We start from the raw sequence: 14,631 nt of genomic DNA, 5'->3' as shown, positions 1-14,631 counted from the left end.
GGGTTGCTTACTCTGATAATCTTGTGACTTTTCACAAATCATCACAGCAAGCGCCCACACGAATTATCTGACTGAATTTTTAAAGAGCAGGTTAAGCGATGAACTCGTCTCGCTCAACCGAGGCTGCGTATTCTACAGAAGCAGACCTCAGAGTCAACAATTAATTGAAAATTATTTTTCAAATCATTATGTTAACTTAGCTGCCTGGCTCTTATTGCCTGACAACGAGAGCGAATTATACAGAGCAAAAGCCAGAGCGCAACTATTATTTTACAAAATAAAGCTTTTATTTTTTCATCGCCATGAGTCATGAAGTAACAACCCCATTTATACATCTGATGTATAAATGGGGTTCAGGGATCACGGACCGGACTATTAATTACTAACTAGTCCAGATCTCGATCACTGTATCCTATCAGATATAAAATAGCATCCAGCCCAAGAGTCGACAAAGAGTGCTCTGCACTTTCCTTTACAATAGGCTTGGCACGGAAAGCAATTCCTAACCCTGCAGTCCCTAACATAGGTAAATCGTTAGCGCCATCACCCACCGCGATAGTCTGTTCCAAACGCACACCTTCCTGTTCAGCAATCTGCTTCAACAGTTCTTTTTTCCGCTCACCATCAACAACAATTCCAGTCACATTGCCAGTCACTTTACCGTCAATAATTTCCAGCTCATTGGCGTGCACATAGTCAATACCTAGTTTTTTCTGCAGATATTGTCCGAAATAATTGAAGCCGCCTGATAAAATTGCCGTTGTATATCCCAGAGCATTCAATGTGGATACCAGTTTCTCAGCACCTTCTGTAACCGGTAAATTTTCTGCAATCTCACTAAGAACAGATTCATCCAGTCCTTTCAGCAAAGCAACACGGCGCTTGAAGCTTTCCGTAAAATCAATTTCCCCTCGCATCGCACTTTCTGTAATCTCTGAAACCTGCTCACCCACTCCAGCAGCTTTTGCCAGTTCATCAATCACTTCCGCTTCAATCAGTGTTGAATCCATATCAAACACCACCAGACGGCGATTGCGACGAAAAACATCGTCCTCCTGAAATGAAATATCCACTCCCAGTTCGTTGGCCAGGCTCAGAAACTGCTCCCGGATTAAAGCAGGGTTTTCCGGATCCCCACGTACAGAAAATTCGACACATGAGCGACTCTGCTCAGAAAGCTGGCGCATTGGGATTCGTCCAGAGAGACGGTTAATCCGATCAATGTTCAGACTATTACCAGCCACCACGCCGGTAACCCGAGCAATATGTTCAGCTGTAATCTGGCGTGCCAGAAGCGTAACGATATATCTCTTTTTCCCCTGACCTTCGACCCAATTTTCATAGCTGTCTTCAGTGACAGGAGTAAAGCGGATATTTACTCCCAGTTCATGAGCTTTAAACAGAACATCCCTCAGGACAGGGGAGGATTCAGCTTCTTCCGGAATATGAATAAGAAAACCTAAAGAAAGAGTGTCATGGATAACTGCCTGGCCAATATCCAGAATATTAACACCATAACCCGCCAGAATTTCAGTGATTGACGACGTCAGTCCCGGTTTGTCTTCGCCGGATATATTGATCAGGATGATTTCTTTCATGAACCTGCCTGTGAAAAGCTTTAAGAGCAAAATGAAGAGTATTGAAATTAAGCGCCATTATAGCAGACCGCTGGTTAATTTCAGATAACAGAGCAGAGACAGAAAGTAATATTTAAAGAAAGGCCGGACAAATATTCCGTTATGCTCATATAAGAACAGCAACAGAAAATGAGGATGATGCAGACATAAACAACAGGAGGGACATTATAAACTGATGCCTTGCAGGCTCAACTCAGATAAGAACGTGCTGTGCGCCAGGCAAAGTATAAATAATCAACAAATATCCAGCTCCCCCTGAATACTCAGTATAACCCTCCGGGTTTATAAAATGAGACAATCTGCAGCTCTATATACAGTAGTCGTGCCCAGGATCGGGCAGCATATCCATATGAGCTTTCAGCCATTCAGGAAAATCTGACATTGCCATAGGCCTTGAAAACAGATACCCCTGAAAATTCTGACATCCCATCTGAACCAGTTGTTGCTTTTGCTTCTCTGTTTCGACGCCTTCCGCCAGCACATCCAGATTCATATGACGGCCAATAGAGATCATAGACTCGATCAGGGGCTGACGCTCTCCCGGGCGAATTTCATCAACAAATGCCTTATCAATCTTAAGTTCATCCAGCGGCAGATCTTTGAGGTACGCCAGAGATGAGTAACCTGTACCAAAATCATCAAGGGAAATACGGAACCCTGTTTTCCGAAGCAGAGCCAGTTTCAGCTTTGTATCTCCAATATCAGATAACAATGCAGTTTCTGTGATTTCAAGCGTGATATGCTTCGGATTAATTCTGTACTCATCTAACAAGATATGAAGCTGATCAGTAAAGTCTGACTGGGCAAACTGCCAGGCCGAAATATTAATTGAAATCTGTCCGGGTACAGACTGTCCTTCTGCGTGCCACTGAGCAATGCAGGCAAACGTATGCTCAATAATCCAGTAACCCAGACGCAGAATTAATCCGGTCTCTTCAGCGACAGGGATAAAATTAAAAGGAGGGATCATACCCTTATCCGGATGCAGCCAGCGAATCAGGATTTCCCCCCCTGTCAGATGATTCATATGATCTACCTGAGGCTGTATATATAGAACAAACTGGTCTTCATCCAGAGCAACTCTGAGCCCTCGCTCAATTTCCAGCCTTTCATTAACGAGCCTTTGCAGACCAGCTTCATAGATTACCGAGTTGTTCCTGCCAGCATTTTTAGCCTGATACAAAGCGATGTCAGCAAAACGCAACAGATCCAGCTCAGTTGCCGCCTGATGAGTCTCATGGGCTGTACTGCATACCTCCGGAAATAACACTACACCGATACTACCGCCGATATTCAGTATCCTTTCTCCTACCTGGAAAGGCTGCATCAATAGTTCAAGTATCTCACCCGCCAGCACTCGGGCCCGGAGTAAAGTTTCATCCGGGGTTTCAGCCATGCGGGATGGAGCAATAACCACAAACTCATCCCCCCCCACACGAGAAATGAACAACTCCTGGCTTAAACGCTCACGTAAGCGATCCCCGGTTTTCCTTATAATTTCATCACCAACGTCATGGCCCAGTGCATCATTAATTGTTTTGAAGTGATCAAGATCAATCAGCATCATGATTGACTGGGATTCAGCCAGACGACTATCTTCCAGCAGGGTATGCAGTTGCTCATGCATTCTGGCCCGGTTGGGTAGTCGTGTCAGATAGTCTTCATAAGCCATACGCTTCATACGTTCTTCCGCATCCAGGCGCTGTATTTCCGCCCCGGCTCTGGCTGCAAATATTTCCAGAATGCTGGTAACCTGATCGATTTTCTCAATGGGCCTGACTGACAGAACCACCATAACACCTAATGTCTGGCCATCCGGAGCAAAAACAGGCGCGCCGATATAGCCTTCAACCCCCATCTCCTGCAGCAGAATATCATCTGGAAACAGTGCCTGTACCCCACTACTGTATGAACATATTTCCTGTCCCAGAACATCATCACAAGGTGTACCATTAAGAGAATAGGTAATATTCTCTGCGATGTGATTAAACGCTGATAACGCCAGAGTGGTCACACTTCTACCAGTCCCTTCTCCGGTTTTATTCTGATCAACCAATGCGATAAAGGCATATTCAGCCTCAAAAAGTCGGGCCAGATGAAGCACCAGGCTATCAAAAAAGTTTTTCCCCGAAGCAGAAGACACGCCTGCAGCAATGGTTTCAATCGCTCGACGACTATATTCCTGTTCAGAAACATCAGTATGTGAGATCACCAGTTCAGTAACAATATTTCTATCATCCCGCACCGGATAAAGGCTGAACCGGACCCAGGCTTCAGACTGTACTATCAACTCACCGAGCTTTTGCCCTTTCGACAGAGGAATTACCCGTTCACGCTTGATATCATCGGCTTCTGAACAGCAAAAGGCCTGATCTATCTCATCAATATCCAGCTTAAAAAGCTGTAATAGTGCACGCCCCTGCACTCCAGTCAGATCCTGTTTCCAGAAATCACGACTACTTTGATTGGAACGAATAATCTCCCCGTCCGGTTTCAGAATAATAATAGGCTCAGGAGTCTGATGAACGACCTGAGCCCATTTCTGATTAAGATCTTCCGCTTTTTTTCTTTCTTCAGTTTCCTTAAGCAGGGCCTGGGTTCTGAACGTTAACAGGCGATCATGTAACTGAAAATCCCATGCCATACTGACTGTAATCAGCAATACCAGCAATGAAAATGCAAACCCATTCAGATAAGCATCCTGAACGATACCCTCAATCAGATGATGCCCATAGAGCAGGGTCAGTCCTTGCAGTAAAAAATACACTCCCAGTAAGCAGCCTGCTAACTTTCTGCCTCGCTGGAAAAGCAGAGCAGAACGAAAAATTAGCCACAACACCATAACAGCACTGAATAACTGGAATAATTGCCCGGCAAGACTGTACTGCCCTTTTAAAGCATAAACACCAGATTGACCCTCTGATGACAGAAAGGACACAGTATCAGCATCATGAAATCGAAGAGAGGCCTCTGAAAGTAAATTCAACAGTAAAAAACACAAACTGATGACACATACCACGCTGAACCAGAGGCGGATTTTTTTCTGTCCGGAGTAGAGAGCAATCAGTACAAATATTGAAGGGAAAAACAGGATAGAAAATGTTGTCTGCCACTGTAAAGCCTGAAGAGCCTCTGACAGATTAACGGCCTGATGCAGAGAATAATTACTCATCTGGTAGCCTGCAACGGCTAAAGCCAGAGTCGCGAAAGACAGGTACAAAGCTTTCTGGCGAGTAAAAAGAGCGATCACCCCCATCTGTATGCCAGCCAGAAACATAACTCCGGCAGAAACAAGAACCAGGTGATACAGTAATGAAGACAGCTCATTAAAAGACGGCATCAGGTTATCCTGTAGTCAGAAACAACCCTTGGAGTGTATCGGCATTGATAGCAGGTTTCCATCAGGCCATTGTTGCAAACTAACATCGCTTTATTTTCAACAAACAAGAGCAGCACACCCTGCAGCATATTAATACCTGTAAGGATGTGCTGAACTGACGTCTAAACAAGATCGGAACAATACCAGCCAGGAAAGACTAACATTGAAAACGTGCTACATTCTGCTGTAACTGAACAGCCAGTTGTGACAATTCCTCACTGCTGACAGCAACCTGATCAGAACCTGAACGGGTCTCCTCTGACACATTGACAATATTAATCAGATTGCGATTCATTTCTTCTGCAACAGCACTCTGTTCTTCCGTTGCCGTAGCAACCTGAGCACTCATATCACGAATTTGCTGCATCTGATCAACAATCAGCTTCAACTCTTCACCTGCATGAATCGCAGCCTGAACACTGTCCTCAGCCCATTTTCGGCTTCGCTCCATCACTTCAACAGCATTACGTGACCCGGAACGCAGACGCTCATTCATACTATGAATTTCCTGGGTTGAATCCTGAGTTCTCTGCGCCAGATTACGCACTTCATCAGCAACCACTGCAAAGCCTCGTCCAGATTCACCCGCTCTTGCAGCTTCAATAGCGGCATTCAGTGCAAGCAGGTTAGTTTGCTCTGAAATTTCCTGAATAACCTGCAAGACAGCACCAATCTGCACCGTATCATTTTCCAGTGTCTGTATAACTCTGGACGCTTCTTCGACCTCATGACTTAAATGAGTGATCTTATTAACTGTATCCTCAACTTCATGATTCCCTTCATCAGCTTCTTCATCTGCCGCATTGGTTGCTTCAGCGCTGGCAAGAGCATGCTGAGCGACTTCCAGCACCGTCGCTGACATCTCATTCATTGCCGTCGACAGCAATTCCGTCTCTTCTGTTTGACGTCTGATACCCTGACTGGTCTGTTCTGCTGTCGCCGCTAGCTCTTCTGCAGCGCCCTGAAGCTGATTGGCCGAGCTGGTCAACAGAAAAACAAGATCCTGAAAAACCTGTAATGTACTGTCAATTGAGCGAGACATATCGCTCAATTCATCTTTACCCTTCAGAGCAATACGAACCCTCAGATCACCATCGGCAACCTGTTTCATAACTCGCTTAACCTTATCCATTGGCTGGATAATTGAACGAGTAATGGCAACAGATACCGCAATCAGCACTGCCAGAGTAACCAGCAACTGAATCATGGCCGCTATTAATTGCTCCATGAAAATATCTTCGATTTCAAAGACATACTCGCCTGAGCCAATCACCCACTGCCAGTCCCTGAATACTCTGGCATAGGAGATCTTATCTTTCGGCTCATTAAACCCGGCTTTTGGCCATTGATAAGCAAAATAGCCGTCACTTTTCCCCTGTTTGCCCAGGCTAGCCATGTCTCTCAGCACATAGCGGCCTTGTTCATTACGAAAATTTGCAAAGCTTTTACCAGCAAGATGAGGTTTAGCACCATGGGCGACTATCACAGTGTCAAAACTCAGTACAAAAAAGTATTCTCCATCGGCATAACGCATAGATTCAAGGGCTGCTTTCGCCCGCTTTCTGGCCTCTTCATCACTCAACTCACCTGAAGCAGCCTGACGAGCATAGCCCTCAACCAGAGTGTAAGCCGCATCAACCAGGGATTTAACATTCTGCCGGGAACCTTCATAAAGCTCCTCTTTTTGTTGCTGAAGACCAACAATCTGAATAATAAACATGGCTAGTACAGCCAGTAAGATAAGCAAATAAAGGCGGGCCTTTACTGTAATATTCTGAAGATTCATAGTGATTCCATATAACTGTTCAGGGTATGTGCAGTGCTGAACAGTCCTGTCAATTCAATCTGAAAAGGCATCCTGCAGTAAAACCAGGGCTTTGTCTCCGGCCCTGACATTATGATGTGATGGCACACCAGACTAATAACAAGGAAAACTATCACGCCAGGTAAGGGCCCACTAGCAATATGCTGTGTGAAAAATGTAACCTTAAGCAGCGCTTTGTACAGACATTGTGCTAACTCAAAAATAAAAGACAAATACCGTCATCATCAGTCACTAGAGTAACAATTCAGCGTTGTTTCTCCACCGCATTTATACGAGAGTATTCTTCCTGCACCGCAATATGCGTGTGATGAAAGTTTTTCTGCTGAGCATCATTGCCGGCTAATGCAGAATAACTATCCAGCACACCAAATAACCATAGTATTCCAGGGAATTGAAGCAACCTTATCATGCTCTTGCTTCGTATAATTTGACAGACCTGACCTGACTACGGCTACACCGACGATCTCATTAGCATCCAGCCTGTAACAGCTCATACAGATACCGGATCTCAGAAAAACATATCACCTGTCAGATGAAATAACAGTGGGCTACGGATAAGAGTATCAGTACACTAACTGTGCTGAGTGGAGGGAATGAAAACAACAATGAAACACTGGCATAAAAGGATTCTGACAGGGATCAGCAGAATAGCCTGTTTATTTGTTGCTATAACAGGTTCAGGCCTGATGTATGCCGACAGTAACCGGCAGATTATATCTCTGGGCACTGGTGGTGTTACCGGGCTGTATTATCCGACAGGCGGTGCAATTTGTCGCCTTGTGAATCTGCAGAGAAATATTCATGGTACTCGCTGTGCTTTACGCAGCACACCGGGTTCTGTCAGCAACTTACTGCAGGTAGTTTCCGGCGAGCTGGATCTGGGTATTGCAGAAGCAGGACAGTTGAATAATGCCTATCAGGGCCAGGGCGATTTCTCTGAACCCGCACCGGGGCTCAGAACCCTGACCGGCCTGTTTCCTGAGTATATCTCTGTACTGGTTCGAAAAGATGCCAGTATTGATCAGTTTTCTGACTTACGAGGAAAACGCTTTAACACAGGAAGGCAAGGCAGCAGTCAGCGCCTGACGATGGATATTCTGATGACATCACGGGGCTGGTTACTGGATGACTTTTCAGAAGTGCTTGAACTGGAACCGGCTGAGCAGGCCCAGGCATTATGCGATAACCGTATTGATGCCACCTTATATGTTGTCGGCCATCCCAGTGGTGCTATTAAAGAAGCCATTCGTGATTGTGACAGCCAGCTAATCCCATTGATGCCAGAAGATATCGCCGCTCTGACACGGCAGAACAGCCATTACCAGCCGGTATCTATTCCAGGTGCTTTGTACTCAACAGATATGCCTGATGTAAAAACGGCCGGAGTCAACGCTATTCTGTTCACCCGCTCTGATCTGCCGGATGAAGTGGCTTATAATCTTGTACGTTCCCTTTTTGAACAGTTCGATCATTTTAAACGTATGCATCCGGCCTTTGAGTTACTGGAAGCGCATCGTATGATTAACACTCCACTGGCCACCCCGATGCACCCTGGTGCAGAGCGTTATTTCAGAGAACAAGGGCTGCTGACCCGACAACAATAAAAGCATCTGACTCTGATGCCATCACTTACTCACAACAGGCTGGTACTTTGATACGAAAAAATACACCTTGTTCTGATGGCTGACACTGAATACTGCCCTGTAGTAACTGGTGTACCAGATTATATGAAATATGCATCCCCAGACCACTACACCCCTGGTTACGTTTAGAGGTAATAAAAGGTTCAAATAATCGGGTTTCCCAGCCTTCTGGTATGCCTTTACCATTATCTTTATATTCAATCTCAAGCCATTGCGGACTCTGCTCAGCCGATGTGATATCCGTTGCGTCTATCAGACTAACCTGAATATCAATTCTTCCCCCTGACTGATGTTCAAAGCCGTGAATCACAGAGTTCAGAATCAGGTTGCTGAAGATCTGGTAAAAACTGCCCGGATAGCTGTCCAGCCAGAGTGAATCCGGCCCGGAAATATTAATCTCAGGCTGACAGGTTTTCAGACCGGGACGCAGAGATAACAGAATCTCATCCAGATAACAGATCAGATCGAATTTACGTCTTTGCTCACTGGACTGATCAACGGATACCTGTTTAAAGGCACGCACCAGTTGAGCCGCGCGCTCCAGGTGCTGTCCAATCAATTCACTGCTTTCCAGAGTCAGGCTGGCAAAACGATCCTCCGGATTTTTCTGTGTTGCCTGGCGAGCCTGATCAGCCAGAAAAGTAGCCGACGTAAAACCAATGCCAATCGGAGTATTGATCTCATGAGCCACCCCGGCCACTAGTTCACCCAATGCCGCCATTTTTTCAGATTCCACCAGTTGTTGCTGAGCGGATTTCAACCGGATCAGTGCATCTTCCAGGTCATGATTGCGCATCTCCAGCTCCAGAGTGCGTTCTTCCAGTTGACGACTACGCTCTTCCAGTAACAAACCGCGACTCTCCAGCTCCCGCCCGCGTTCTGCTAACTGTCTGGTACGTTGCTCTACCCGACTTTCCAGATCGCTGTTCAGCTGCTCCAGCTGCTGATTCATTTGTGCCAGTGATCGTTCTGCTTCTTCTCTTTTTCTGACATCAGTCTGAATCGATTCTCGCATGCTGTTCATCGCTGAGACCACATCGCTTAATTCATCATCCCGCCGTTCTGATCGGCTCAAAATCAGAGAGGACTCCAGCTGATCCAGTTTAAGGCGCCGGGCATAACCAGCCATCGTACTCAAATGGCGGGTTACCAGATGATGAAAGATACTGAGAATAAACACAGAGACCAGAAACGTCTTAATGCCCTGAGATGCCAGAATCAACAGAACTTTATCTCCCAGACGACGGTAGACATCATCAAGGCTGATAATCAGAGTCAGATCACCAACCGGAACCTCTTCTCCCTTGTGGTTGGTATGTGTCAGTTCATAGTAACGGTGTAATAACGGCCCATGAATCGGCTTTTTTCCAGCAGCATAAGCATCACCGTATTGAGAGCTGATTGACAGATAACGCACATCAGGCAACTGAATCAAGCCATCCAGCTGTACCTGAACCTGGGCAGGACTGATCTCCCACAGACTGTTCGACAGACTTTTCAGAGAACTGTTTTCGATCTGACGCAACCGCTCATCAATCGCAGACACTTCATACCGGTAGTCGATCCATAATTGCGTCCCGGTAGCCACCAGAGTAATCGCCGAGCTACAGATCAGAATCGCAGTCAACAGGCGAATCCCCAGCGGATTCTGCTGACAGAAGAGTTTAAAGCGAGCAAACAGAGACATAGGGCATTTTCATTGTCAGGTCCGGACAGAACGACAATATAACGCCATCACAACCACTGCAAACCTGAGATCAGGCTCAGGACACAATTAATACGCTATTTGTTGCCCCCTCTCACCTCGCCCCCTGAATTATCAAAAAAATTCACGCTGTTTTCAGAAAAATGAAATATCCATCACATCAATGGCACGAAAGGAGGTTTTATTGGCATGAAAGGCGGTCTGCCTGTACACAAGTTTACAGTACCTTGTTATTGCCTCCTGACAGAGCAACTGCAGACAGGCTCAGATAACAGCTTTAGCCCGATACAACTGACAGACAATGTCACGGATTGTTCAGATTATTGGCCCTGACCAATCTTTTTGCCCGACGGATTCTTCAGTTAAGTACAGGCTGGCTGTTAGCTGCTTCAGATGTTTTGATGAAAACCACCTTCCTGTCACCGGATCATCGGATGGCGGGATAATAACGATAAGAAGGGTCACCATGTCTCTGAAAACTAAATTTGCCACAACCCTGCTGTCTTCAGCAGTCGGTATCGCCGCTTCCTTCGGTTCCGTAAGCGCCAGCGCTAATCAGACTTTCGTTACCATAGGTACGGGTGGTCAGACCGGTGTTTACTACGTTGTGGGTCAGTCTATGTGTCGTCTGGTTAACCGCGGCACCAGTGATCACGGTATCAAATGTACAGCCCCTTCTACCGGTGGTTCTGTAGCAAACATCAATGCGATTCGTCAGGGTCAGCAGGACATGGGCATGGCTCAGTCTGACTGGCAGTACTATGCGCTGAACGGCGAAAAGCACGATTCTTTCAAGAAACAGGGTAAATTCAATGAGCTGCGCGCTCTGTTCTCTGTTCACAACGAGCCTTTCACGGTAGTAGCCCGTGCTGATTCCGGCATCGAGCACTTTGACGATCTGGCAGGTAAGCGCGTTAACCTGCAGAATCCGGGGTCAGGTACCCGCGGTACGATGGAACTGATCATGTCAGAGAAAGGCTGGGATAAAGGCACTTTCAAGCTGGCTTCTGAGCTGAAAGCCTCTGAGCAGGCTCAGGCACTGTGCGACAACAAGATTGACGCTATGCTGTACTCTGTTGGTCACCCATCCGGTGCAATCAAAGAAGCAACCACATCTTGTGACGCTAAAGTGATTCCTGTAACTGGCCCTGTAATCGACAAGCTGATTAACAGCAACGATTTCTACGCCAAGGCAACCATTAAAGGTGGCATGTATAAAGGTTCTGACAGCGATGTAACCACTTTTGGTAATGCTGCGACTATGGTGACCTCATCAACAGTTGATGCAGACACGGTATACCAGGTGGTTAAGTCTGTATTTGACAACTTCGACCGCTTCAAGCGTCTGCATCCGGCATTCGCTAACCTGGACCCTAAGACGATGATTTCTGCCGGTCTGTCAGCACCTCTGCATGAAGGTGCAATCCGTTACTACAAAGAGCGTGGCTGGATGTAACTCTCGCCCTGTCATGCCTTTGAGCAGGCATCCACGTCCCGGATGCCTGCGCACTTTTTACCAGCACGCTTTTATCTGAACATTTTTAAAACGTGCTGATTTAAGGTGAGTTTCTTTAAAGTGCGTTTCTTTTGGAAGGTTCTTCCTTTTAAGCCCCTCTGACTCGTCTGACCCACGCGTGCCCGGGATCAGCGGTGCAGAGGGCTTTTTTTTACCCCAACACTGAGGAGCTGATATGACGAATCTGCATAGCGGACCGGCTGACGCTGCCGATCAGACATCCGATGATAAAGATCTCCAGGATATGGTTGCCGCCAATGATACCGGTGCCCGTATACCTGATGGCTGGCAAGGCAAAGTACTGCTAGGTGCAGCCCTGGTCTGGTCTTTGTTCCAGCTGTGGATCGCATCCCCACTGCCATTTTATGACTGGCCGATCATCGGAAGTTTTGGCATCTTCAATGACACTGAAGTACGCGCAATACACCTGGGTTTTGCAACATTTCTGGCTTTCACGGCCTACCCGGCGTTTACCGGTTCACCGCGACATCATATTCCGGTAACAGATATCGCTCTGTCACTGCTGGGGGCGTTTGGCGCCTCCTATATTTTCGTCTTTTATGAGCAGCTGGCGACCCGGCCAGGCCTGCCAAATACCCAGGATCTGGTGGTAGCCATCACAGGTCTGGTACTGTTGCTGGAAGCGGCGCGTCGTACTCTGGGACCGCCTCTGATGATCGTGGCGATTGTCTTTCTGACATACTCCCTGGGTGGCGCTTACATGCCAGAGCTGATTGCTCACAAGGGTGTCTCTCTGGAAGAGCTGATCAATCACCAGTGGCTAACCACCGAAGGCGTATTCGGTATCGCACTGGGGGTATCCTCTAACTTCGTTTTCCTGTTTGTATTATTCGGCGCTCTGCTGGATAAAGCCGGGGCAGGTAACTACTTTATTCAGGTTGCCTTCTCTCTGCTGGGGCATATGCGTGGTGGCCCGGCAAAAGCAGCCGTCGTATCGTCTGGCCTGACCGGACTGATCTCAGGCTCATCCATTGCTAACGTAGTGACCACAGGTACTTTTACCATTCCAATGATGAAGCGCGTAGGCTTCAGCTCAGAAAAAGCCGGTGCGGTCGAAGTAGCTTCTTCGGTGAATGGTCAGATTATGCCGCCTGTGATGGGCGCTGCAGCGTTCCTGATGGTGGAATATGTTGGCATCTCTTACGTTCAGGTGATTACCCACGCTTTCCTGCCTGCACTGATTTCTTATCTGGCACTGATCTACATCGTGCATCTGGAAGCCCTGAAGCAGGACATGCAGGGTCTGCCACGCCGTGGTGTGATCAAAAGCTGGCAGGCACGTCTGATCGGTATTCTGAGCGGTTTCCTGGCCACAGCCCTGATCGCCTTTGGCGTATACTACGGCATTGGCTGGATTAAGCCTGTGTTTGGTGAGCTGGCGGGACTGGTGATTGCTGTTCTGCTCGCCGCGGTGTATATCGCTCTGATTCGCTTTGCTGCCAAAGTACCGGATCTGAAACTGGATGACCCGAACCAGCCTATGGTAGAGCTGCCAGAAGTGGGCCCAACGGTAAAATCCGGCCTGCACTTCCTGCTGCCTGTGGTCGTACTGGTCTGGTGCCTGATGATTGAGCGTCTGTCTCCGGGCCTGTCAGCCTTCTGGGCGACGGCACTGATGGTCGCTATTCTGCTGACTCAGCGTCCGTTAATGGCTTTCTTCCGTCAGGAACAGAATCTGGGTACACGCCTGAATCAGGGGTTTGCAGAACTGATCGACGGCCTGATTACCGGTGCCCGTAATATGATCGGTATCGGTATTGCGACAGCGACTGCAGGCATTATCGTAGGTGCAGTATCTCAGACCGGTGTCGGCTCTGTACTGGCTGATCTGGTCGAAGTGCTGTCGATGGGCAACCTGCTGCTGATGCTGATTCTGACTGCAGTACTGAGTCTGATTCTGGGTATGGGTCTGCCAACCACGGCTAACTACATCGTCGTATCATCCTTGCTGGCACCTGTGGTGATCTCACTGGGTCAGGAATCCGGCCTGATCGTGCCTCTGATCGCCGTTCACCTGTTCGTGTTCTACTTCGGCATTATGGCCGATGTTACACCGCCTGTGGGCCTGGCATCCTTTGCTGCAGCGGCAGTATCCGGTGGCGATCCGATTCGTACCGGCTTCGTTGCCTTTGCTTACAGCCTGCGTACCGCTGCACTGCCATTCCTGTTTATATTCAATACCGACCTGCTGCTAATTGATGTCACCTGGCTGGAAGGGGTTCAGATCTTTATCACATCAACCATCGCTATGCTGGTGTTCACCGCAGCAACCCAGGGCTATTTCTTCAGCCGGAGCCGCTGGTATGAAACGGTGCTGCTGCTGCTGATTGCCTTCTCGATGTTCCGTCCGGGTTTCTGGATGGATCGTATTGTTGAACCTTACAAGCTGGTTGAACCATCCGCCGTAGTACAAACTCTGGATAACGTTGAACCAGGCACAGAACTGCGCTTCTGGATTGAAGGTGAAGATGCTGTCGGTAATGCACGTTCTTTTGTCGCCAACCTGACGCTGGGTGAAGGCAGCAACGGTCAGGAACGCCTGGCCGGAATCGGTATCGAATTGCTGAACAACAACGACAAAGTGATTGTCGATTACGTAGGCTTTGACAGTGCGGCCGAAAAAGCCGGTCTGGCCTTTGATCAGATTATCACAGGTGTGCAGGTGCCTCAGGCCCAGCCACCGAAACAGCTGATGTACATTCCGGCACTGGCTTTGTTAGTCATGCTGATTATGATTCAGCGCCGCCGACGGAATGCCGATCAGGTATCTGCATCTCCGGCAGGTAGTCATAGCTAAACCGACAGGCCCGATCTGATTTCAGATCGGGCCTGTTTTTTATCACCAGGACAGCATCCTCTGGATTCGAACTGGTAAAACACATCCACATAAACCCGAAACCTGAAT

General features: G+C 47.7%; 8 protein-coding genes. 3 read left to right on the top strand and 5 right to left on the bottom strand.

Annotation, left to right across the window (positions count from 1 at the left end; translation table 11 throughout):
- Positions 1–386: 386 nt before the first annotated feature.
- From serB to H4O21_RS14670, 4 genes are all read right to left on the bottom strand, one after another.
- Positions 387–1,598 carry a phosphoserine phosphatase SerB gene (serB, locus tag H4O21_RS14685; protein ID WP_182809625.1) on the bottom strand — a complete coding sequence of 404 codons (1,212 nt, stop codon included), beginning with the start codon at positions 1,596–1,598 and terminating at the stop codon, positions 387–389.
- A 346-nt stretch (positions 1,599–1,944) separates the two neighbouring features.
- Complete coding sequence (locus H4O21_RS14680; protein ID WP_182809624.1) at positions 1,945–4,977, bottom strand: sensor domain-containing protein; 3,033 nt, start codon at positions 4,975–4,977, stop codon at positions 1,945–1,947.
- Positions 4,978–5,173: 196 nt separating this feature from the next.
- A complete protein-coding gene (locus H4O21_RS14675; protein ID WP_182809623.1) occupies positions 5,174–6,802 on the bottom strand; it encodes a methyl-accepting chemotaxis protein in 1,629 nt (542 codons plus the stop codon).
- 283 nt (positions 6,803–7,085) lie between these two features.
- Positions 7,086–7,250, bottom strand: a complete 165-nt coding sequence (locus tag H4O21_RS14670; protein WP_182809622.1) for a hypothetical protein — start codon at positions 7,248–7,250, stop codon at positions 7,086–7,088.
- A gap of 184 nt (positions 7,251–7,434) precedes the next feature.
- Between H4O21_RS14670 and H4O21_RS14665 the strand changes: the two genes are divergently transcribed.
- On the top strand, positions 7,435–8,445 hold the full coding sequence (locus tag H4O21_RS14665) for a TAXI family TRAP transporter solute-binding subunit (RefSeq protein WP_182809621.1): 1,011 nt from the start codon (positions 7,435–7,437) through the stop codon (positions 8,443–8,445).
- 25 nt (positions 8,446–8,470) lie between these two features.
- Here H4O21_RS14665 and H4O21_RS14660 read toward each other — a convergent pair whose 3' ends face one another.
- Positions 8,471–10,171, bottom strand: a complete 1,701-nt coding sequence (locus tag H4O21_RS14660; protein WP_182809620.1) for a sensor histidine kinase — start codon at positions 10,169–10,171, stop codon at positions 8,471–8,473.
- 484 nt (positions 10,172–10,655) lie between these two features.
- Between H4O21_RS14660 and H4O21_RS14655 the strand changes: the two genes are divergently transcribed.
- Both H4O21_RS14655 and H4O21_RS14650 read left to right on the top strand, forming a co-directional pair.
- Positions 10,656–11,645, top strand: a complete 990-nt coding sequence (locus tag H4O21_RS14655; RefSeq protein ID WP_182809619.1) for a TAXI family TRAP transporter solute-binding subunit — start codon at positions 10,656–10,658, stop codon at positions 11,643–11,645.
- Positions 11,646–11,880: 235 nt separating this feature from the next.
- On the top strand, positions 11,881–14,523 hold the full coding sequence (locus tag H4O21_RS14650) for a TRAP transporter permease (RefSeq protein ID WP_182809618.1): 2,643 nt from the start codon (positions 11,881–11,883) through the stop codon (positions 14,521–14,523).
- Positions 14,524–14,631 lie beyond the last annotated feature (108 nt).

The sequence above is a fragment of the Oceanospirillum sediminis genome, assembly GCF_014164585.1.
Taxonomy (GTDB): Bacteria; Pseudomonadota; Gammaproteobacteria; order Pseudomonadales; family Halomonadaceae; genus Oceanospirillum; species Oceanospirillum sediminis.
This window is presented reverse-complemented; position numbering and strand designations above follow the sequence as displayed.

Excerpts from the sequence above, each read along its gene's own strand:
- serB (WP_182809625.1), bottom strand. The coding sequence starts at position 1,598 with ATGAAAGAAATCATCCTGATCAATATATCCGGCGAAGACAAACCGGGA.
- H4O21_RS14680 (WP_182809624.1), bottom strand. The coding sequence starts at position 4,977 with ATGCCGTCTTTTAATGAGCTGTCTTCATTACTGTATCACCTGGTTCTT.
- H4O21_RS14675 (WP_182809623.1), bottom strand. The coding sequence starts at position 6,802 with ATGAATCTTCAGAATATTACAGTAAAGGCCCGCCTTTATTTGCTTATC.
- H4O21_RS14670 (WP_182809622.1), bottom strand. The coding sequence starts at position 7,250 with ATGATAAGGTTGCTTCAATTCCCTGGAATACTATGGTTATTTGGTGTG.
- H4O21_RS14665 (WP_182809621.1), top strand. The coding sequence starts at position 7,435 with ATGAAAACAACAATGAAACACTGGCATAAAAGGATTCTGACAGGGATC.
- H4O21_RS14660 (WP_182809620.1), bottom strand. The coding sequence starts at position 10,171 with ATGTCTCTGTTTGCTCGCTTTAAACTCTTCTGTCAGCAGAATCCGCTG.
- H4O21_RS14655 (WP_182809619.1), top strand. The coding sequence starts at position 10,656 with ATGTCTCTGAAAACTAAATTTGCCACAACCCTGCTGTCTTCAGCAGTC.
- H4O21_RS14650 (WP_182809618.1), top strand. The coding sequence starts at position 11,881 with ATGACGAATCTGCATAGCGGACCGGCTGACGCTGCCGATCAGACATCC.